Annotated in this window: 18 protein-coding genes; 8 read left to right on the forward strand and 10 right to left on the reverse strand. The window is 65.2% G+C overall.

The genetic code is table 11. From position 1 onward, the window contains the following. The first annotated feature begins 106 nt into the window (after positions 1–106). The 3 genes from HMPREF3014_RS35355 to HMPREF3014_RS03010 are packed head-to-tail and all read left to right on the forward strand — an operon-like array spanning position 107 to position 1167. Positions 107–691, forward strand: coding sequence for an S-type pyocin domain-containing protein (locus HMPREF3014_RS35355; RefSeq protein ID WP_223699915.1), 585 nt, complete (start codon positions 107–109; stop codon positions 689–691). After that, entirely contained in the window at positions 636–893 is a 258-nt protein-coding gene (locus HMPREF3014_RS35360; protein ID WP_223699913.1) for a colicin D domain-containing protein, read from the forward strand. Before HMPREF3014_RS35355 ends, HMPREF3014_RS35360 begins: the two co-directional genes overlap by 56 nt. 1 nt (position 894) lies before the next feature. Beyond that, positions 895–1167 carry a colicin immunity domain-containing protein gene (locus HMPREF3014_RS03010; protein ID WP_016561652.1) on the forward strand — a complete coding sequence of 91 codons (273 nt, stop codon included), beginning with the start codon at positions 895–897 and terminating at the stop codon, positions 1165–1167. 452 nt (positions 1168–1619) lie between these two features. Here the strand turns inward: HMPREF3014_RS03010 and HMPREF3014_RS03015 are convergent, their stop codons facing one another. From HMPREF3014_RS03015 to HMPREF3014_RS03030, 4 genes are all read right to left on the reverse strand, one after another. Then, a complete protein-coding gene (locus HMPREF3014_RS03015; protein ID WP_023087670.1) occupies positions 1620–2174 on the reverse strand; it encodes a BRO-N domain-containing protein in 555 nt (184 codons plus the stop codon). Between the two features lie 532 nt (positions 2175–2706). Continuing rightward, a complete protein-coding gene (locus HMPREF3014_RS03020) occupies positions 2707–3240 on the reverse strand; it encodes an REP-associated tyrosine transposase (protein WP_004348668.1) in 534 nt (177 codons plus the stop codon). 359 nt (positions 3241–3599) lie between these two features. Continuing rightward, positions 3600–4847: a ribonucleotide-diphosphate reductase subunit beta gene (locus tag HMPREF3014_RS03025; RefSeq protein ID WP_003086547.1), complete on the reverse strand. Its 1248-nt coding sequence runs from the start codon at positions 4845–4847 to the stop codon at positions 3600–3602. A 263-nt stretch (positions 4848–5110) separates the two neighbouring features. Then, positions 5111–8002, reverse strand: a complete 2892-nt coding sequence (locus HMPREF3014_RS03030; RefSeq protein ID WP_019372026.1) for a ribonucleoside-diphosphate reductase subunit alpha — start codon at positions 8000–8002, stop codon at positions 5111–5113. 732 nt (positions 8003–8734) lie between these two features. Between HMPREF3014_RS03030 and HMPREF3014_RS03035 the strand changes: the two genes are divergently transcribed. The 3 genes from HMPREF3014_RS03035 (at position 8735) to HMPREF3014_RS03045 (ending at position 11674) form a co-directional block, all read left to right on the forward strand. Further along, positions 8735–9445, forward strand: coding sequence for a winged helix-turn-helix domain-containing protein (locus HMPREF3014_RS03035; protein ID WP_003082360.1), 711 nt, complete (start codon positions 8735–8737; stop codon positions 9443–9445). A gap of 83 nt (positions 9446–9528) precedes the next feature. Beyond that, complete coding sequence (locus HMPREF3014_RS03040; protein ID WP_003086549.1) at positions 9529–11145, forward strand: ATP-binding protein; 1617 nt, start codon at positions 9529–9531, stop codon at positions 11143–11145. 319 nt (positions 11146–11464) lie between these two features. Continuing rightward, the gene (locus HMPREF3014_RS03045) at positions 11465–11674 is read left to right on the forward strand and encodes a cold-shock protein (RefSeq protein ID WP_003082372.1); all 210 of its coding nucleotides are present in this window, start codon (positions 11465–11467) and stop codon (positions 11672–11674) included. A gap of 105 nt (positions 11675–11779) precedes the next feature. Here the strand turns inward: HMPREF3014_RS03045 and HMPREF3014_RS03050 are convergent, their stop codons facing one another. From HMPREF3014_RS03050 to ndvB, 4 genes are all read right to left on the reverse strand, one after another. Beyond that, positions 11780–12163, reverse strand: a complete 384-nt coding sequence (locus HMPREF3014_RS03050; protein ID WP_003082373.1) for a hypothetical protein — start codon at positions 12161–12163, stop codon at positions 11780–11782. A gap of 17 nt (positions 12164–12180) precedes the next feature. Further along, complete coding sequence (locus tag HMPREF3014_RS03055; RefSeq protein WP_003101808.1) at positions 12181–12984, reverse strand: putative RNA methyltransferase; 804 nt, start codon at positions 12982–12984, stop codon at positions 12181–12183. Beyond that, a complete protein-coding gene (gene dapE, locus HMPREF3014_RS03060; RefSeq protein ID WP_003082377.1) occupies positions 12984–14135 on the reverse strand; it encodes a succinyl-diaminopimelate desuccinylase in 1152 nt (383 codons plus the stop codon). The genes HMPREF3014_RS03055 and dapE overlap by 1 nt, the downstream gene beginning before the upstream one ends. Positions 14136–14249: 114 nt before the next feature. Next, positions 14250–16859, reverse strand: a complete 2610-nt coding sequence (gene ndvB / locus HMPREF3014_RS03065) for a glycosyltransferase NdvB (protein WP_016253717.1) — start codon at positions 16857–16859, stop codon at positions 14250–14252. Positions 16860–17071: 212 nt separating this feature from the next. Between ndvB and tcdA the strand changes: the two genes are divergently transcribed. Then, positions 17072–17884: a tRNA cyclic N6-threonylcarbamoyladenosine(37) synthase TcdA gene (gene tcdA, locus HMPREF3014_RS03070; RefSeq protein ID WP_003086553.1), complete on the forward strand. Its 813-nt coding sequence runs from the start codon at positions 17072–17074 to the stop codon at positions 17882–17884. On the opposite strand, the gene HMPREF3014_RS03075 is transcribed toward tcdA, so the two are convergent. Beyond that, a complete protein-coding gene (locus HMPREF3014_RS03075; RefSeq protein WP_003082383.1) occupies positions 17885–18613 on the reverse strand; it encodes a 4'-phosphopantetheinyl transferase family protein in 729 nt (242 codons plus the stop codon). 227 nt (positions 18614–18840) lie between these two features. Further along, positions 18841–19629 (reverse strand): dienelactone hydrolase family protein, encoded by a 789-nt coding sequence (locus HMPREF3014_RS03080; protein WP_003082385.1) that lies wholly within the window; start codon positions 19627–19629, stop codon positions 18841–18843. A 175-nt stretch (positions 19630–19804) separates the two neighbouring features. Here HMPREF3014_RS03080 and HMPREF3014_RS03085 point away from each other — a divergent pair, with 175 nt between their 5' ends. Next, complete coding sequence (locus HMPREF3014_RS03085) at positions 19805–20476, forward strand: polysaccharide lyase family 7 protein (protein WP_003082396.1); 672 nt, start codon at positions 19805–19807, stop codon at positions 20474–20476. The last annotated feature ends 325 nt before the right edge of the window (positions 20477–20801 follow it).

The following is a 20801-nucleotide window of genomic DNA, read 5'->3' on the forward strand; positions in this document are numbered from 1 at the left end:
AGCACCCTCGGTGATGGCCGTGGGCTTTGCCAGTCTGACCTACTCCTCCCGGACTGCCGAGCAATGGCAGGACCAAACGCCCGATAGCGTTCGTTACGCCCTGGGCATGGATGCCGCTAAATTGGGGCTTCCCCCAAGCGTAAACCTGAACGCGGTTGCAAAAGCCAGCGGTACCGTCGATCTGCCGATGCGCCTGACCAACGAGGCACGAGGCAACACGACGACCCTTTCGGTGGTCAGCACCGATGGTGTGAGCGTTCCGAAAGCCGTTCCGGTCCGGATGGCGGCCTACAATGCCACGACAGGCCTGTACGAGGTTACGGTTCCCTCTACGACCGCAGAAGCGCCGCCACTGATCCTGACCTGGACGCCGGCGAGTCCTCCAGGAAACCAGAACCCTTCGAGTACCACTCCGGTCGTACCGAAGCCGGTGCCGGTATATGAGGGGGTGACCCTCACACCGTTGAAGACCAAGCCGGAGTCCTATCCGGGAGTGCTACTGGACCTAAACGATCTGATCGTGATTTTCCCGGCGGATTCTGGAGTCAAACCTGTTTATGTAATGCTCAGTAGTCCTCTTGATAGTGGTATCTTCACACGGAGGCAACTACAGAAAAAATTTGATAGCCACAAATATGATTTTGGGCTGGGTGAAAAAAAGCGCCAACAATGGAACGCTTGCAGAGTTTAGGGATAAAATTCTTGAGCACCTTGCTGATCCTGCAACCGTAGAAAAAGGGACTTACCACTCCGAAGTAAAATCAAAAGTACATTACAATGCCAGGACTAATATTGTTGTTATCATTGGAGAGGATGGGATGTTTGTTTCTGGGTGGAGGATTGAGCCTGGCACGGATCAATACAATTTTTACATGAAAAATGAGGTGCTTTAAGATGAGCATGGAAATGATAGATATTGCAAAGAAGCTATTAGCCTCATCGATTGACGGGAAAACCTTCAGCGAAGAATTTTTTAAGACTTGGAGGTCCGAGCGCGATTCAGGGGTGCTGGCCCAAGATGATGCATCGCTTGGGAGATGCTTGAGTTTAATGTTTGGTCTGGCCGACAGCTTTACCGAAGGAAAGAAAGAGCGCCCAGGTGAACTTACAGAGGGTGAGCTTAAAATAGCGCTGAGTGATCTATTGAAAGAATATAAATACATATAATAAGCCGAACTTTAGTAGGTGTAGACAGAGGCCTCTGTGAGGGGCTTCTGTCTTCTCGTAGAGAGTGGCTTCCCGTCTCGAGATGCAGAAGCGCGTCGACTACTAGCAAGATAAACCATAAAAGCCTGGTAGAGCAGTTCGATGCCAGGCCTACGGAGGTTAGTGCGTTGTTCAGCAATACGCTGGACTCGGCGCGAGCGACCGAGTTGCAGGAAAAGATGCAAAGTGCCGGATTACCAGTATGAGCGTCAGTCGCAAAGAGCACGAGCCCGTCGAATGGATTGCAAACTTGCAATTAATCTGAGCCCAGCCTATCCGTCAGTCGCAGATAATTCTGGTTGGCCGCGATGGATTACAGGCCGGTGCTGATTGCAGGCCACGACAAGTAGTCATGTAAAAGCAGGTCACTCCGCTGCTTCAAGCCCTGACTCCTTTCAGGGCATGTGGCGGGGTCAGGCCCGGATCAGCGGGCGTGGGCTGTCGAGGAGTTGGGGGCAGTCGCAGAGGGGGATCCAGGTCTTGCCTTGCCAGTGCAGGGTGTCGATCTCGGCGGTTTTCCAGTGCAGCACGGCGCGCTGGGGCGTGGCGTTGGGGCGGGCCTGGCTGCGCAGGCGTGGCAGTACCGAGCCGCTGACCCAACGGCGCAAGCCTCGTGCCGCGCCAGGCACTGCGAGCCAGAGCAGAGCGTAGAGCCCGGACTCGCTGACCAGGCAGTCCTGGCGTGGCCCGTGGCGTTCGTCATGGAGCCAGGCGAGCCGCCACTGATCGGTGTCCAGATGCCGCTCCAGCGCATGACAGAGGGCGAACAAGCGCTCGCGCTGTTCCGTCGTCGCCAGCGGCCACGGCGCCTCGTCACACAACGCCGCCGGCGCCCGACCGCCCAGGTAACGGCCCAGCAGCCGTACCAGGTCGGAGAGCACGAACCAGCCTTCCTCATCCAGCAGCACGGCGCGCAGGACCCGATGGTGGTGGGTGAAACGGCTGGGGTGGAGGAGGGCGTCAGACATGACGCACCTCCGGGGAGGTGGTGTTGGTGTCGTGCCGCGAGGGGATGAATAGGGTGGGTTGAAAAACGAATGGCATACGCATTTCCTCAATGGAATACACCGCTACTTTCGGGAGCGGTTTGCCGCTGGGTGGTATGCGTTCTTAGCGCCGAAGAATGATTATGGAGCGCACCGATAGCGGTCAACGGTAGGGCGAATAACTGCAAAGCAGTTATCCGCCGATTCTCTGAAGCCATTGCTTGTACATCGACTTGACGAAGTTCTTTCAATCCCCCGATGCTCGGGCGTTACAGGAAAATCCTGTGTAGCTGCGGATAACGCTTCGCGTTATTCGCCCTACCTCTTCCAGAGAAACATCCGATGCTCCGGTCCGCCCCATCAGGAGGCCGAGCGGAATCGTCGTGTAGGAGGCCGAATGCAGGGGCAAGCGCTTTGGTTACTTTCTCGGGGCCGGCCATCCTGCGAGGCCGAGAAAAAGACTTGGTAGCCGGGGTAGGGCGAATAACGGCACAGCCGTTATCCGCCAGCAGACTCAAACCCGCTCGGCCGCCCGGACCTCCAAGGAAGGATCACCGGCCCAATCCTCGGGATAAAGCCCATCAGCCACGGCCCGGTGGAAGGTGGAGAAGGGCCAATCCTTGACCGCCGTAACCAGCCCGTGTTTCACAGGGTTGAGATGGATGTAGTCGAAATGGCGCCGGCAGTCCGTGTCATTGCGAATCAGGTGTTCCCAGTAGCGCTGCTGCCAGATGGCGCGTTGTCCTCGCCGCCGTTGCGCGAAGGTACGTGATTCGTGGCAGGGGATGCGCCGTGCGAAGCCGGACTTGATGACCTTCCAGCGGGTGGCGAAATCGGCGTCGTCGGGCGGCAGGGTCCAGAGGCAATGCATGTGCTCCGGCAGCACGACCCAGGCATCGATGCGGAAGGGATGCCGGCGCCTGGTCTGGGCGACCACGCGGCGCAGCAGGTCGATTTCGCGGGTCAGCAGGTTGGAGCGGCGGTCATGCAGGGTGACGGTGAAGAAATAGGTGCCGCCGGGGACCCAGGTTCGTCGGTAGCTTGGCATTGGGGATCGTCCGTGTATCCAGAAGGATTTCGGAGCGTACCTTGGCCAGCTGGCGGATAACGCTGCGCGTTATTCGCCCTACGGAGATTTCAGATTGAGCGAATGGTTGGGCATGTTTTTATTTCTTGTTTTCTAGGGCTGTTTGACAGTCCTCAAATAGTCTGTCGATGGTGTCTTGGGGATAGTGAGCTTGGCACATATCTTCTATTTGATTTGGTGAATTAACTTGCTGAACACCTTGGGTTTTTATTTCTCTTTAATGAAGAACCCCGCACAAGGCGGGGCTCTTCATCTCTACCACTGTCCCGAAATCCCTTTCCGGCGACAGCGTCTAACGATCTTGACCTAAATCGAGAATCTCAATCCCAGCTCAGTGCTCCGCCCGTCTGGTACTCGATAACCCGCGTCTCGAAGAAGTTCTTCTCCTTCTTCAGGTCCATGATCTCCGACATCCACGGGAACGGGTTGGTGGTCCCCGGATACTCTTCCTTCAGGCCGATCTGGGTCAGGCGCCGGTTGGCGATGAACTTCAGGTAGTCCTCCATCATCGCCGCGTTCATGCCCAGCACCCCGCGCGGCATGGTGTCGCGCGCGTATTCGATCTCCAGCTGGGTGCCCTGGAGGATCATCTGGGTCGCCTCGTCCTTCATCTGGGCGTCCCACAGGTGCGGGTTCTCGATCTTGATCTGGTTGATCACGTCGATACCGAAGTTCAGGTGCATCGACTCGTCGCGGAGGATGTACTGGAACTGCTCGGCGGTGCCGGTCATCTTGTTGCGGCGGCCCATGGAGAGGATCTGGGTGAAGCCGCAGTAGAAGAAGATGCCTTCCAGCACGCAGTAGTAGGCGATCAGGTTGCGCAGGAACTGGCGGTCGGTTTCCGGGGTGCCGGTCTGGAACATCGGGTCGGAGATCGAGCGGGTGTACTTCAGGCCCCACGAGGCCTTCTTCGCCACGCTGGGGATCTCATGGTACATGTTGAAGATCTCGCCCTCGTCCATGCCCAGCGACTCGATGCAGTACTGGTAGGCGTGGGTGTGGATCGCCTCTTCGAAGGCCTGGCGCAGGATGTACTGGCGGCACTCGGGGTTGGTGATCAGGCGGTACACGGCCAGCACCAGGTTGTTGGCGACCAGCGAGTCGGCGGTGGAGAAGAAGCCGAGGTTGCGCATGACGATGCGCCGCTCGTCCTCGCTGAGGCCGTCCTTGCTCTTCCACAGGGCGATGTCGGCGTTCATGTTGACTTCCTGCGGCATCCAGTGGTTGGCGCAACCATCCAGATACTTCTGCCAGGCCCAGTCGTACTTGAAGGGGACGAGCTGGTTGAGGTCGGCGCGGGCGTTGATCATCTGCTTGTCGCCGACCTGCACGCGCGCGGCGGAGCCTTCGAGGTCGTCCAGGCCTTCCTGGATGTCGAGGTCGTTCAGGGCTTTCTTGGCGCGGGCGACGGCGTCGGAGTCGTCGGCGGAAACGGCGCGCGCTTCTTCCACCGAGCCGGCGGCTTCGTCGTCCAGCTTGTCATGGCCCTGGGCAACGGCCTGGGCGGCGGCGGGCGCGGCCTTGGCTTCGGTCGGGTCTTCTTTGTCGAATTCGTCCCAGCTCAGCATCTTGCTCTCTCCTGGTCTGGCGGCCGTCTCGGCGGCCTGGATATGGGGCGTGAGGTGCACGCGAAAGCGGTGGTCCGGCACGGTCTGGCCGGGCCGTTCTTCTCCCCCGGAGGGAAGAAGGGGATTGTTCCTGGCCCTGGCGAGGGGCCTTGTGCTGCCAGCGTGGCGCTGGACGAGCGACCGTCAGGCGCCGGGCAGGCCGGACCCACGCGAGGAGTCCGGGCTGCCCGGCCGCGACACGGACGCCGTTCAGCGACGCGCGATCACTGGCAGGCTTCGCAGTCGGGGTTGTCGATGCTGCATGCCTGCGGCACCGGCGCCGGCTTCGGCTCGGCGGCCGGGGTGGCTTGCAGGCCGTCGTTGCCACCGGCCGACACGGCGTTGAGCTTGCCGGTGTTGATGGTGGACTTCTCGGTGCTGGTGGCGGCCAGGGCACGGAGGTAGTAGGTGGTCTTCAGGCCGCGGAACCAGGCCATGCGGTAGGTCACGTCGAGCTTCTTGCCCGAGGCGCCGGCGATGTACAGGTTCAGCGACTGGGCCTGGTCGATCCACTTCTGGCGACGGCTGGCGGCTTCGACGATCCAGCGGGTCTCGACTTCGAACGCGGTGGCGTAGAGGTCCTTGAGGTCCTGCGGGATGCGCTCGATCTGCTGCACGGAACCGTCGTAGTACTTCAGGTCGTTGACCATGACCGGGTCCCACAGGCCGCGGGCCTTGAGGTCGCGTACCAGGTAGGGGTTGATCACGGTGAACTCGCCGGAGAGGTTCGACTTCACGTACAAGTTCTGGTAGGTCGGCTCGATCGACTGCGAGACGCCGGTGATGTTGGCGATGGTCGCGGTCGGCGCGATGGCCATGATGTTCGAGTTGCGAATGCCTTTCTGTACGCGCTCGCGCAGCGGCGCCCAGTCGAGGGTTTCCGACAGGTCGACTTCGATGTACTTGGCGCCGCGCTCTTCGATCAGCTTCTTCTCCGAGTCGATCGGCAGGATGCCTTGCGACCACAGCGAGCCCTGGAAGGTCTGGTAGGCGCCGCGCTCGTCGGCCAGGTCGCAGGAAGCCTGGATCGCGTAGTAGCTGATGGCTTCCATGGACTGGTCGGCGAAGGCGATGGCCGCGTCCGAACCGTAGGGGATGTGCTGCAGGTACAGGGCGTCCTGGAAGCCCATGATGCCCAGGCCGACCGGACGGTGCTTGAAGTTGGAGTTCTGCGCCTGCGGGACCGAGTAGTAGTTGATGTCGATGACGTTATCGAGCATGCGTACCGCGGTCTTGACGGTCTTCTCCAGCTTGGCGGTGTCCAGCTTGCCGTCGACGATGTGGTTGACCAGGTTGATCGAGCCCAGGTTGCAGACGGCGATCTCGTCCTTGTTGGTGTTCAGGGTGATCTCGGTGCAGAGGTTCGAGCTGTGCACCACGCCCACGTGCTGCTGCGGGCTGCGCAGGTTGCACGGGTCCTTGAAGGTCAGCCACGGGTGGCCGGTCTCGAACAGCATGGAGAGCATCTTGCGCCACAGGTCCTTGGCCTGGACGACCTTGTGCAGCTTCAGCTTGCCGTAGCTGGCCAGGGCCTCGTAGTACTCGTAGCGCTCCTCGAAGGCCTTGCCGTAGAGGTCGTGCAGGTCGGGGACGTCGGACGGCGAGAAGAGGGTCCAGGAGCCGTCGTCGAAGACGCGCTTCATGAACAGGTCGGGGATCCAGTTGGCGGTGTTCATGTCGTGGGTACGACGACGGTCGTCACCGGTGTTCTTGCGCAGCTCGAGGAATTCCTCGATGTCCAGGTGCCAGGTCTCCAGGTAGGCGCAGACCGCGCCCTTGCGCTTGCCGCCCTGGTTGACCGCGACCGCGGTGTCGTTGACCACTTTCAGGAAGGGCACGACGCCCTGGGACTTGCCGTTGGTGCCCTTGATGTAGGAGCCCAGCGCGCGCACCGGGGTCCAGTCGTTGCCCAGGCCGCCGGCGAATTTCGACAGCATGGCGTTGTCGTGGATGGCGCCGTAGATGCCCGACAGGTCGTCCGGCACGGTGGTCAGGTAGCAGCTGGAGAGCTGCGGACGCAGGGTGCCGGCGTTGAACAGGGTGGGGGTGGAACTCATGTAGTCGAAGGACGACAGCAGGTTGTAGAACTCGATGGCGCGTGCCTCGCGGTCCTTCTCCTCGATGGCCAGGCCCATGGCCACGCGCATGAAGAAGATCTGCGGCAGTTCGAAGCGGATGCCGTCCTTGTGGATGAAGTAGCGGTCGTACAGGGTCTGCAGGCCGAGGTAGGTGAACTGCTGGTCGCGCTCGTGATCGATGGCCTTGCCCAGTTTCTCCAGGTCGAATTCCTTCAGCTTGGCATCGACCAGCTCGAACTCGGCGCCTTTCTCGATGTAGGCCGGCAGGGCCTTGGCGTACAGCTCGGCCATTTCGTGATGGGTGGCGCTCTCGGCCACGCCGAGGAAGCCCAGGGCTTCGGCGCGCAGGGTGTCCATCAGCAGGCGGGCGGTGACGTAGGAGTAGTTCGGCTCGCGCTCGACCAGGGTGCGCGCGGTCATCACCAGGGCGGTGTTGACGTCCTTCTCGGCGACGCCGTCGTAGAGGTTCTTCAGGGTCTCGCGCTCGATCAGCGCGCCGTCCACCTCGGCCAGGCCTTCGCAGGCTTCGCTGATGATGGTGTTCAGGCGGCCCATGTCCAGCGGCGACAGGCTGCCGTCGGCGCGGGTGATGCGGATGCTCGGGTGCGGCTGGGCGACATCGCTGGCGGCGCCGGCGTTCTTGCGCTCGGCGGCGCGGGCTTCGCGGTAGATCACGTAGTCGCGGGCGACCTTCTGCTCGCCGGCGCGCATCAGGGCCAGTTCGACCTGGTCCTGGATCTCTTCGATGTGGATGGTGCCGCCGGACGGCATGCGGCGCTTGAAGGTGGCGGTGACCTGCTCGGTCAGGCGGCGCACGGTGTCATGGATACGCGACGAGGCGGCGGCGGTGCCGCCTTCCACGGCGAGGAACGCCTTGGTGATGGCCACGGTGATCTTGTCATCGGTGTAGGGGACTACGGTGCCGTTGCGCTTGATCACGCGCAGCTGGCCCGGCGCGGTGGCGGCCAGATCCTGCGACGAATCGGCGGCCTGCGGCGCGCTGGCCTGCGGGTTCTCGCGTGTGGTGTCGGTATGCATGGGTGGGTATCTCCACGTTCTCGTAATGGTTTTGCTAGCGGGCGCCGGGGCGCCCATTCCCTTGAATCGATAAAGAGCCGGGCAGCCGGCCTCGCGGCGGCTGCTTCATTCGAATGCTGAGGGTGGGGACTGTGCGTGCCTCCCTGGCCCTGGCGGGTTCGTGGCGTTTTGCCGTCGAACACAATACCTAGTGGTGTTGACTGTCTGTTTACAGCGTCCGTTGCAACACCCGTACCGCTTTTCCATCGTCATGAAGGGCTCCTTGCGGTGAGCGCCGTCGATGCTTTCAGTACGTCTGGAAAATGCTTTTTTGCGGAGCCGCCGGAGCCATCAGAGTGGTCCGTGCGCGGTTGGTTCCGTTGTAGCCGTTCGTGCGCTCGAAACCCAAGATATAGGGGGTGGCGACGATGGGGATACAAGATAATGCGCTAATGGGGTGTTTGCAAGGTGACAGTCTGGGGGAAACCTGTGGATAAAGTGTGGGTCTTCTGTGCGTGAGTCCTAGGAAGCGTCCGTAGGCCGCGGCAGCGCTGGAGAATGCCATTCGTCGCCCTCGGAAAGCACCGGCGCAGACCTACTCCCCAACCTTTCGGGGCGCGCACCCTACCCACAATATGTAGTGTTTGCAAGATGTTCCTCGCGTGCTGCCGCGCGGCCCCCGTATTGGCTACAATGCGGGCCGCTCTGAGGGGGCCGCACGGCGGCTCCGGGACCGCGATACGAGGAGGCTGTGTGGAGCAAGAAGCCTGGCGCATCCTGATCGTCGAGGACGATCGACGCCTGGCCGAGCTGACCCGGGAATACCTGGAAGGCAACGGCCTGAAGGTCGACATCGAAGCCAACGGCGCACTGGCGGCGGCGCGTATCCTCGCCGAACGCCCGGACCTGGTGGTGCTCGACCTGATGCTGCCGGGCGAGGACGGCCTGTCCATCTGCCGCCAGGTGCGTCCGCAATTCGACGGTCCGATCCTGATGCTCACCGCGCGCACCGACGACATGGACGAGGTGCTCGGCCTGGAGATGGGCGCCGACGACTACGTGTGCAAGCCGGTGCGCCCGCGTGTGCTGCTGGCGCGCATCCGTGCCCTGTTGCGGCGCAGCGAGGCGCCGGAAGCGGGCGCCCCGGCGGCGGACAGCAAACGCCTGGCGTTCGGTCGCCTGGTGATCGACAACGCGATGCGCGAGGCCTGGCTGGACGGGACCACCATCGAGCTGACCAGCGCCGAATTCGACCTGCTCTGGCTGCTGGCGGCGAACGCCGGGCGCATTCTCTCCCGCGAGGAGATCTTCAACGCCCTGCGCGGTATCGAGTACGACGGCCAGGACCGCTCCATCGACGTGCGCATCTCGCGGATTCGCCCGAAGATCGGCGACGACCCGATGCACCCGCGGCTGATCAAGACCGTGCGCAGCAAGGGCTACCTGTTCGTCGGCGAGGGCTGAGGCGCTTTTTTCCTGCGGGCCGGGGCGCGGGCGTCCCGGTCGGCCAGAATCAACAGCAGCGGACAGCGGCCGGGGGCTCGCCGATGAAATCCATCTTCCTGCGCATCTATGGCGGCATGCTCCTGGCCCTGCTGCTGGTCAGCGGCCTGGGCCTGCTCGGCCTGCACTGGATCAACGAGGTGCGCGGCGAGCACTACCGCGAGGAACTGGCGCGCGGCACCTTCCGCCTGATGGCCGACAACCTGCAACCGATGACCGCCACCGAGCGCAAGCGCGCCCTGGCGCAGTGGAGCCGCTTGCTGGGGATTCCCCTGCAACTGCGCGGGCTGGATGAGCTGCGGATGGATGGACGCAGCCGCGCGCGCCTGATGAACGGCCAGGTGCTGGTGAAGCAGACCGCCGAGCACGCCGTCACCGTCTATACCCAGGCCAGCGCCGCCGAGAACCTGGTGCTCAGCGGCGAGGTGCAGCAGGTCAGCGAGCAACTGGCGCGGGCCACGGTGTACCTGCTGATGGACGAACTGGTGCGCTACCCGGCCAGCGAACAGCCTTACCACCTGGCGCGGATCGTCCGCGACAAGCGCTTCGGCTTCCCGGTGCACCTGCTCCAGGTCAAGGAGCTGGACCTCGACGACGACCAGCGCCGGCGGGTGGTGGAGGGCGACACGGTGATGGCGCTGGGCAAGGACGGCGACTCGATCCGCATCTTCGCCGGCATCCTCGACACGCCCTGGGTGCTGGAGCTGGGCCCGCTGTTCCAGATGAACCCCTATCCGCCGCAGCTGCTGTTGCTGCTCGGCGCGCTGTGCCTGAGCTTCATCGGCCTGATCACCTACCTGCTGGTGCGTCGTCTGGAGCAGCGCCTGCGCAGCCTGGAGGCGGCCGCCACGCGGATCGCCCGCGGCAGCCTGGATACTCGCGTCGAGGTGCGCGGAGGCGACTCGGTGGGACGCCTGGGCGCGGCCTTCAACCATATGGCCGAGCACATCCACCGGCTGCTGACGGTGCAGCGCGAGATGGTTCGCGCGGTGTCCCACGAGCTGCGCACGCCGGTGGCGCGGTTGCGCTTCGGCCTGGAGATGATCGAGACCGCCGAGACCGACGGCGCCCGCCTGAAGTACCTGGAGGGCATGGACAACGATATCCAGGACCTCGACAAGCTGGTCGACGAGATGCTCACCTACGCGCGCCTGGAACAGGGCTCGCCGCCGCTGACCTACCAGCGCCTGGAGCTGGGCGTGCTGGTGCGCCAGGTGGTGGAGGAGATCGCTCCGCTGCGCCGCGAGGTGCTGGTCAGTTGCGAGGAGGGCGCGCTGGTGCCTGAGGAGCTGGGCAGTTGGATCGAGGCCGAGCCGCGCTACCTGCATCGGGCCTTGCAGAACCTGCTGACCAATGCGCTGCGGCATGCCGATCGTCGGGTCAGGATCAGCTACCGGGTCAGCCTGGAGCGTTGCCGGGTGGATGTCGAGGACGACGGGCCGGGGGTGCCGGAGGCGCAATGGGAGCGGCTCTTTACGCCATTCCTACGCCTGGACGACAGCCGGACCCGTGCTTCCGGCGGGCATGGCCTGGGACTGTCCATCGTCCGGCGGATCGTCTACTGGCATGGCGGCCGGGCCTCCATCGGCCGCAGCGAGACTCTCGGCGGCGCCTGCTTCACCCTGGCCTGGCCGCGCAAGGCGGGTCTGCGCGACCGCTGAAAAGCCGACGGAAATATGGCGGCTAGCTATCTGCAAGTGCATGCGCAGACGTATTCCAGGCGTAGCGAAAACATATCGAAAGGCCAGTCCCGCCGGGCGTGGCGAGTATTCCGCCAGGGGCTAAAAAAGTCCTTTTCAGTTGGACTCGTTTGTTTATACTCCGGGACGCGGTGGCTAGTGGAACGCCATTCGAAATGCCCGCTCCAACGGCATTTTGCCGGGGTCGGATAACAAGAACAGCGTTGCGCAGCCGAACCGTCGAAGTCTTCCCGGATTGGGAAGGCCACTTATAAAAAATTGCAAGTTGGAGAGTGTGGTAATGGCTGATCGTGAGGTCGGAACCGTCAAGTGGTTCAATGACGCCAAAGGTTATGGATTCATTCAACGCGATAGCGGTCCGGACGTATTCGTTCACTACCGCGCCATCCGCGGCGAGGGTCACCGCTCCCTGGTGGAAGGCCAGAAAGTGGAATTCTCGGTGATCCAGGGCCAGAAAGGCCTGCAAGCGGAAGACGTCTCCAAGGTCTGATTCCCGCAAGCAAAAGCCCGTCGCGAGACGGGCTTTTGTCATCCAGCGCATCCACCCCGCCAGGCCCCCGTTGGGCGGCCCCTCGCAGCGCGGGGTTTTCGTCGTTCAGGCGGTGCGCCAGGTAATTTCCTCGACGCCCCCGGCGTCGACCCGCAGCCAGCGGTCGGCGTCCTCTTCGCCCTGGTTTTCCTCCCAGCCGCCCGGCGCGCAGCGGATCTCCACGCCGAGCGCGGCATGCGCGGCCCTGGCGCAGGCGAGGTCGTCGTCCCAGGGCGTGCTGTCGCTCTCCAAGAACAGGCTGTGCCACTTGCCCACCGCCTTCGGCAGCCAGGTGACGCGCACCGCGCCGTGCTCGCCGCGGGCGGTGCACTTGAGGGTCTGGCCGTGCTCCTGCCATGGGCCGCAGGGCCCCAGCGCCTGTTCCAGCCAGGCGGCGACGGCCGCGTGCTCGGCGTCTTTCAGGTAGATCTCGATATCCGGTTGGCGCATGGGGTCCTCGGGGACGGTCAGTCGCGTTGCAGCCAATCGTAGCGCACCGCCACGCTGACTTCGAAGGGTTCGGCCAGGATTCGCGCGCGGCGCTCGGGGTTGACCCGCCAGCCGTGCGGGGTCATGGCCAGGAGGTTTTCCCGCGCGTCGTAGCTGTCCAGCGCCAGGCGGAACTCGAGGGTCTCGGTGTGGCGCAGGCGCAGTTGCGCGGGCAGGCCGGCGAGGTGCTTGTCGTCGGCGTAGTCGCGCACGTCGTCATAGAGCCGCTGGCGCAGTTCCAGCAGGTGCGCGCTGGCCGGGCCCAGGCGCAGTACGCCGCCGCCGGGGGCGAGGACGCGCACGGCTTCGTTCCAGTCGATCGGGCTGAACACGCTGGCGATCAGCTCGCAACTGGCGTCGGCCAGCGGCAGCCGGGCCATGCTCGCCACCAGCCAGGACAACTGCGGCGCGCGGCGGCAGGCGCGTTTCACTGCCTCGCGGGAGATGTCCAGGGCATAGCCTTCGGCGCCGGCCAGGGCTTCGCCGAGCCGGGCGCTGTAGTAGCCCTCGCCGCAGCCGATATCCAGCCAGCGTCGCGGCGCGCGTTCGGCGGCCAGTTCGGCCAGGCGCCGGGCAAGCGGCGCGTAGTGGCCGGCGCCGAGGAACTGGCGACGGGCCTCGACCATGGCGGCGTTGTCGCCCGGATCGAGGCTTTTCTTGTGCTGCACCGGCAGCAGGTTCAGGTAGCCCTGGCGGGCGCGGTCGAAGCGGTGCCCGGCGGGGCAGGCGACGCCGTTGTCGACCTCGCCCAGGGCGGCGGAGCAGAGCGGGCAGATCAGCATCAGGCGAGCAGCCTCACCAGGGTCTGGTAGTAGATTTCGGTGAGCAGCTCCAGGTCGCTGGCCAGGACCCGCTCGTTGACCTGGTGGATGGTGGCGTTGACCGGGCCGAGTTCGACCACCTGGGTGCCCATGGTGGCGATGAAGCGTCCGTCGGAGGTGCCGCCGCTGGTCGAGGGCTGGGTCTCGCGGCCGGTGACCGCCCTGATGCTGGCGGCCACCGCATCGAGCAGTTCGCCCGGCTCGGTGAGGAACGGCAGGCCGGACAGCGCCCATTCGACGTGCCAGTCCAGGCCGTGCTTGTCGAGGATCGCCTCGACGCGTTTCTGCAGGCCTTCGACGGTGGATTCGGTGGAGAAGCGGAAGTTGAACAGCGCGGTCAGTTCGCCGGGGATGACGTTGGTGGCGCCGGTGCCGGAGTTCAGGTTGGAAACCTGGAAGCTGGTCGGCGGGAAGAAGGCATTGCCGTCGTCCCAGTGTTCCGCCGCCAGTTCGGCCAGCGCCGGGGCGGCCAGGTGGATCGGGTTCTTCGCCAGGTGCGGGTAGGCCACATGGCCCTGTACGCCGCGGATGGTCAGCTTGGCGCCGAGGGAGCCGCGGCGGCCGTTCTTCACCACGTCGCCGACCAGGCTGGTGCTCGACGGTTCGCCGACGATGCACCAGTCCAGGCGCTCGCCGCGTGCGGCGAGGCGTTCGACCACCGCCTTGGTGCCGTGGTGGGCCGGGCCTTCCTCGTCGCTGGTGATGAGGAAGGCGATGGCACCCTTGTGCTCCGGGTGGTCGGCGACGAAGCGCTCGACGGCGACGATCATCGACGCCAGGCTGCCTTTCATGTCCGCCGCGCCGCGCCCGCAGAGCATGCCCTGGTCGTCGATCAGGGCGTCGAAGGGTTGGTGCTGCCAGGCCTGCAGCGGGCCGGTGGGGACCACGTCGGTGTGCCCGGCGAAGCACAGCACCGGGCCGTCGCCGCCGCGCCGTGCCCAGAAGTTGTCCACCTCCTCGATGCGCATCGGCTCCAGGGCGAAGCCGGCGGCTTCCAGGCGGCGCATCATCAGGGCCTGGCAGTCGGCGTCGAGCGGCGTGACGGAGGGGCGGCGGATCAACTCGCAGGCGAGTTCGAGGGTCGGCGAGAGACTCGGCGAAGAGGCGGTCATGGGGAGGGCATCCTGAGCGGGTCGAGCGGAAAGGGGGAATCTTAAAGCATAAACGCGGGCGAAGGGACGCCGTTTAGGCGAGCGGAGCCGGCTGTCCCGACGCCTCGCTCGACCTCAACCGCCGATCCGCTCGGCGCCGCCGGCCAGTTCCTCGCGCGGTTTCGGCAGCGACGAGAGCAGGGCCATGACCAGCGCCGCCAGGTAGGGCAGCGATTGCACCAGGAGCATGGCGACCCAGATCAGCAGGTCGCGGCTCGGCACGCCCTGAACCGCCACGATGCCGGCCGCCGCGCCCCACAGCAGGAGCATCACGAAGACTTCCTCGCGGGCCTCCGCCAGGGCCACCAGCAGGCCGTGGCTGGAGCGCATCTTCGGCGTGCGGAAGAACGGGATGCCGCGGGTGACGAAGCCGTACAGCACCGCCTTGGCAATGGTGTGCGAGAGCGACAGGCCGGCGAGGGCGGCGAAGAACGAGTCGCGCAGGTCGACGCCGACGGTGCGCCGGTAGAGGAAGAGGATCTTGCCGACCTTGAAGACGAACAGGGCCAGCGGCAGGATCGCGAAGATCAGCAGCGGCGGGTCGACGCGCTTGGGCACGATGATCATCGCCGCCGACCAGAGCAGCGCGCCGAGGGTGAAGAAGATGTTCAGGCCGTCGGCGATCCACGGCAGCCAGCCGGCCACGAAGTGGTAGCGCTGGCCGCGGGTCAGGCGGCTGCCGTCGGGACCGCGGCCGCGCAGCAGGGCGTCGGTATGCCGCTTCATGATCTGGATCGCGCCGTAGGCCCAGCGGAAGCGCTGCTTCTTGAAGTCGATGAAGGTATCGGGCATCACCCCCTTGCCGTAGCTGCGCTCGAAGTAGGCGGCCGACAGGCCCTTCTCGAACACCCGCAGGCCCAGCTCGGCGTCCTCGGTGATGCACCATTCCGGCCATCTCAGCTCGTCCAGCACGCTGCGCCGGATCATGGTCATGGTGCCGTGCTCGATGATCGCGTCGCGGTCGTTGCGGGTGACCATGCCGATGTGGAAGAAGCCCTTGTACTCGGCGTAGCAGAGCCGCTTGAAGGCGCTCTCGTGCTGGTCGCGGTAGTCCTGCGGCGACTGCACCACGGCGATCCGCGGGTCGCCGAAGTGCGGCACCATGTGCCTGAGCCAGTCGGGGTCGACGCAGTAGTCGGCATCGATCACCGCGACCACCTCGACGTCCGCCGCCACGTGGCCCAGGGCGAAGTTCAGCGCGCCGGCCTTGAAGCCTTCCAGCGGGGCGACGTGGAAGAAGCGGAAGCGCTCGCCCAGGCGCGCGCAGTGCGCCTCGACCGGCTGCCAGACGGCCGGGTCGCGGGTGTTGTTGTCGATCACCAGGACTTCGTAGTCCGGGTAGTCGAGGCGGGCAAGGGCGTCGAGGGTCTGCTTCAGCAGTTCCGGCGGCTCGTTGTAGCAGGGCACGTGGATCGACACCTTGGGCCGATAGGCCTGCGCGGCGGTGATCGGCAGGAATGGCCGGCGCCGCTTGCGCGTCCAGACCGCCTCGGCCAGCTCGTGGGCCTCGGTGAACAGCACGATGACCACCCCCAGCGCGCCGACGCCCAGCAACGCGCCGACGGTCAGGCTGAACCAGGTGCTGTACTGCTGGCTGTAGTCGTAGGCGATCCACACCAGCACCGAGGCGCAGGCGAACGAGACCACGGCGAGGAAGGTCCTCCCGCGCTGGCGCAGCGAGGAACTGTCGATCAGCAGCAGGGTGAAGGCGAGTACCGCGAGTACCGCCGAGGCGATGGCCAGGGCGCGCCACTTGGGAATCGGCACCACCGGCCCGGTGAAGTTGAACTTGGCCTTGCGGTCGGCGTTGTAGACGCCCCAGTAGGCGCCCACCGAGCCTTCGGCGCTGACCTTCCAGGGCTGGTCGAAGGCTTCGATGACGAAGTAGCTGTAGCCTTCGCCGTTGAGCGCGTTGGTCAGGCGCCGCAGGTAGATGGCCTGGTCCGCGGGTGTCGCCTCGGCGCTGCCGCGCATGCGCCCGTTGCTCGGCCAGCCGACCTCGGCGAGCAGCAGCGGCTTCCTCGGGAAGGCGGCCTTGAGTTCGCGCGCGCGTTCGAGCACGAAGTCCACCGCGTCGGCCACCGGCGTAGCCTCCCAGTAGGGCAGGACGTGGGCGGCGATCAGGTCGACGTGTTGCGCCAGTTCCGGGTGTTCGCGGTAGACGTGCCACTGTTCGGCGGTGGTCACCGGAACCTTGACCGCCGCGCGGACCCGGTCGAGGTAGGCGATCAACTGTTCCGCCGTCACCTCGCGGCGGAACAGCGCCTCGTTGCCGACTATCACTCGCACCACGCTCGGCGACTCGTTGGCGATGCGGATGGCGCGGGCGATCTCGGCCTCGTTGCTGGCCAGGTCCGGGCCGAGCCAGATGCCCAGGCTGACGCGCAGGCCGAACGCCTCGGCCAGCGCCGGGATGTCGCCGAGCGCGCCCTGGACCGAATAGGTGCGGATGCTGTGGGTGTGCCGGGCGACCAGTTCCAGGTCGGTGCGCATCTGTTCGGCGCTGGGGTAGCGGCCGCTCTGCGGGTTCTGGTTGAGGCGGAACGGCGAGAAGGAGAAGCCGGAGATGCGTTCCGGCCAGTCCGGTACGCTGACCGGACGGTTGTACAGGGCCCAGATGCCGGTGAAGAGGGCGGCCAGGGCGACGATGACCACCAGGTTGAGCCCGATCTTGCGTGAAGACATAGAGATGAAACCAGGTTCCGGATGTTTCGCTGAACACGGGGCGGCGCATGCTACCCCGCACCCCCCGGGGTGTACAGGCGCCGGGCCGGCGGGTCTGTTGCAAGTCTAGTCCGGCCTGCGCGACGAGCCGTAAGAACGCAGGCGACGCGGCGGCCGCGGCTTTCTTATAATGCGCGCGGCAATCCGCGATTCGGTTTCAGAGGTGGTTGGTGATGCAGGTGGATGAACAGCGCTTCGGCGGTATCGGCCGGTTGTACGGTCGCGAGGGGCTGCAACGCCTGGCCGATAGCCACGTCGCGGTGGTCGGCATCGGCGGGGTCGGTTCCTGGGCGGCGGAAGCGCTGGCCCGCAGCGGCGTCGGCGAGATTTCCCTGTTCGACCTCGACGATGTCTGCGTGACCAACACCAACCGCCAGGTGCATGCCATCGAAGGCTCGGTGGGCAAGGCCAAGGTCGAGGTGATGGCGGCGCGCATCCGGGCCATCAACCCGGCCTGCCGGGTCCACGCGGTGGCCGATTTCGTCACCCGCGAGACCATGGCCGAGTACATCGTCGACTTCGACTACCTGATCGACTGCATCGACAGCGTGGCCGCCAAGGCCGCGCTGATCGCCTGGTGCAAGCGGCGCAAGATCCCGGTGATCACCACCGGCGGCGCCGGTGGCCAGGTCGACCCGACGCAGATCCAGGTCGCCGACCTGAACAAGACCTTCAACGACCCGCTGGCGGCCAAGGTGCGTTCCACCCTGCGCCGCGACTACAACTTCTCGCGCACGCCGGGGCGCACCTACAGCGTGCCCTGCGTGTTCTCCAGCGAGCAGCTGCGCTACCCGAAGCCGGACGGCACGGTGTGCCAGTCGAAGAGTTTCGTCGGCGAAGGGGTGAAGCTGGACTGCGCCGGCGGCTTCGGTGCAGTGATGATGGTCACCGCCACCTTCGGCATGGTCGCCGCCGCCCGCGCCGTCGAGCGCCTGGCGGAAGGCCGCGCGCTGCGGCCGTCGCGGCGCACGCCGGGGAACGCCTGATCAGGCGCCGACCGCCACCAGGCTGAGCAGGCGTTCGTCGAGCACGGCGAACTGGGCGTCCAGCTCGCTGCCGTGGCGCCACTCCGGCGACAGGTCGGTGAGCAGGCGCAGCCGGGCCTGGCCGTCGGCGCGCCATTCCAGCAGTTCCGCATGTTCGAAATAGAAGCGCTTGCCCACCAGCGGATAGAGCGCCTTGAACAGGCTTTCCTTCAGCGAGAACGCCAGGGTCACCAGCAGGCCGGTGCGTCGCTCCAGGTCGTCGGCGAAGCGCAGGCGCTCGCCTTCGGTGAGTATCTCGCCATGCAGGTAGCGCGCCCGTTCGGCTTCGAGCAGGGTTTCCACGTCCAGGCCGAGCCCGCGCCAGTCGCCGCGCGCCGCCACCAGAGCGGCGGCCCAGCGGTCGCCATGGGTGATCGAGCCGCTGATCGCGGCCGGCCAGACCGGTGCGCGGTCCTCGCCGACGGCCGGCGTCTGGGCGCGGCCATCGAGGGCGAACAGGGCGGCGCGTGCGCAGAGGCGCCCGGCGAGAAACTCGGCCTGGCGCTTGGCCACCGCGCGGAGGATGTTCGCCGGCGGCTGGATGCCGGCCAGGGCGAAGTCGCCGGGTTGCAGCAGCGCCGGGTCGAAGCGGGTGCTGCGCAGTTGCACGCCGGGCAGCGCGACGGGCAGCGGCCAGCGGTCGTCCAGTGGGGTGCAGAAGGAGGGGAGACGGTCGTTCATGGCGCGCATTGTGCCGGTTCCCGACGTGGCCCACCAGTCACGCGGCGCTTACACAAGATTGCAAAAGCGCAACAAAGGAAAACGGACCGCGAGGCCCGGTTTTGACAGACTGCGCCGCGCATTCCTGTGGAATGCAGGTGAGGTTGTTTGTTGATGACGGGATACTGTCCTGTCTCGACCTTTCAAGACGGGAGTCCCTCCGGGGACTCCCGTTTTTTTATGCGTCGGCGCAGGGTTCAACCCTGCCCGAAGATGTCCTTGAGGAACGCCTGCAGGTCTGCCCAGGAGCGCTGGTCGGCCTGGCGGTCGTAGCCGATGTCCAGGCCGTGGCCTTTGTGCGCGTCGGCGTCGGGGTTGGTGAAGCCGTGTTTGGCGTCGTCCTGGATCACCACCCGGTAGTCGGCGCCGGCGGCGTTCAGTTCCTGTTTCAGGGCGTCGAGGTCCTTGGCCGGGACCAGGCTGTCGGCGCTGCCGTGCTCCACCAGGATCTTGGCCTTGACGCTGCCCTTGCTGGCCGGGGTGGCGGTGCCGAGGGCGCCGTGGAAGCTCGCCACGCCGGCCAGCGGCAGGCCCTGGCGGGCCATGTCGAGGACGATCTTGCCGCCGAAGCAGTAGCCGATCGCGGCGATCTGGCTGGGATCGGTCTGCGGTTGCCGCTTCAGCAGTTCCAGGCCGGCGAGGAAGCGCGCCTTGGCGGCGTCGGCATCCCGGGTCGCGGCCTGCATGAAGGCCATCGCGTCCTGCGGGTGCTCGGTGTGCTTGCCTTCGCCGTACATGTCGATGGCCAGGGCGCTGTAGCCGAGTTCGGCGAGGTCGCGGGCGCGGCGTTTGGCATAGTCGTTGAGCCCCCACCATTCGTGGACCACGATGACCCCAGGGCGGATCCCCGGCTTGCTGTCGTCGTAGGCGAAATAGCCGACCATGCGCGTGCCGTCTGCGCTCCGGTAAGGCATCTCGCGGGTCTGGATAGCGGCCTGGGCGCTGGCGGCGCAGGCGATGAGCAGCAGGGCGCAGAACAGGCGCATGGCATCTCTCCGTGAAAGGGTCCCCGATCAAGATAGACGCTTGTGCGCGGGACGCGGGGAAAACCCTCGGTGCCGGCCTTGCGCCGCTCAAACGCGGGCCATTCGGCCAGGCAAAGCGTGCGCCGCTCATCTACCCTATGGGCGAGTCCCTTCCCCTCGCTAGGACACCGTCTGGATGCCTGACCTGAGTACCTGGAACCTGACCATTCCCCAGGGCCGCCCGGCCATCACCATCTCCACCAGCCAATTGCAGCGCGACTACCGCAGCGACTATTTCCAGCGCACCGCCGACGGCATTCGCTTCTGGGTGCCGGTGAACGGCAGCCACACGCGCAACAGCGAGTTCCCGCGCAGCGAGTTGCGCGAGACCCTGTCCAGCGGCAGGCCCTACAACTGGCGTTACGCCAGGGCCGACAACTGGCTGGAGGCGACTCTGCGCATCGAGGCGGTGCCCTCGACCCGGCGCATGATCATCGGCCAGATCCACAGCGATGGCAGCAATAGCGGCCAGGCCGCGCCGCTGGTGAAGCTGCTCTACCAGTTGCGGCTCGACCAGGGGCGGGTCCAGGCGCTGGTCCGCGAGCGGCCGGACGACGGCGGGACCAGAGCCTACACACTGATGGACGGGATTCCTCTCGGCCAGTCGTTCAGCTACCGCATCGGCGTGTCTCGCAGCGGATTGCTCAGCGTGTCGGTGAATGGCAGCGCCCTGGAGCAGCAACTGGACCCGCAGTGGGCCTACCAGGGCCTCTATTTCAAGGCCGGACTCTACCTGCAGGACAACCGCGGGCCGTCCAGCGAGGGCGGGCGGGCGACGTTCAGCGAGCTGCGCGTTAGCCATCAATGAGCGGTCGAGGCGTCTGCGCCGCGGACTTCGCGTTGCCGTGGCGTTTTGCAACTGCCAGATCTGGCAGGCGCGGAAGAGAGGAAACCGGGCGCGGGAAAAAATATCCGTATCTTTCCAGGGGGGAATAGGTCTCACGATCCGCTGATTCTGGTACTTCAGTACATGAAATCGCCTTGGCGGATCGCCCCGAATAAATGCCACGTTCTGCGCAACGGCCTGCCGGGTTTGCACAATGGGTCGAGGCCTGGCGGGATAAAATCGGCTATTGCCGTTGTCCGGTGTAGTTCTTTGCAAGTCAAAAGTTTGCCGTCAATAATTATTGTGG

The sequence above is a fragment of the Pseudomonas sp. HMSC065H01 genome (genome assembly GCF_001815235.1).
Taxonomy (GTDB): domain Bacteria; phylum Pseudomonadota; class Gammaproteobacteria; order Pseudomonadales; family Pseudomonadaceae; genus Pseudomonas; species Pseudomonas aeruginosa.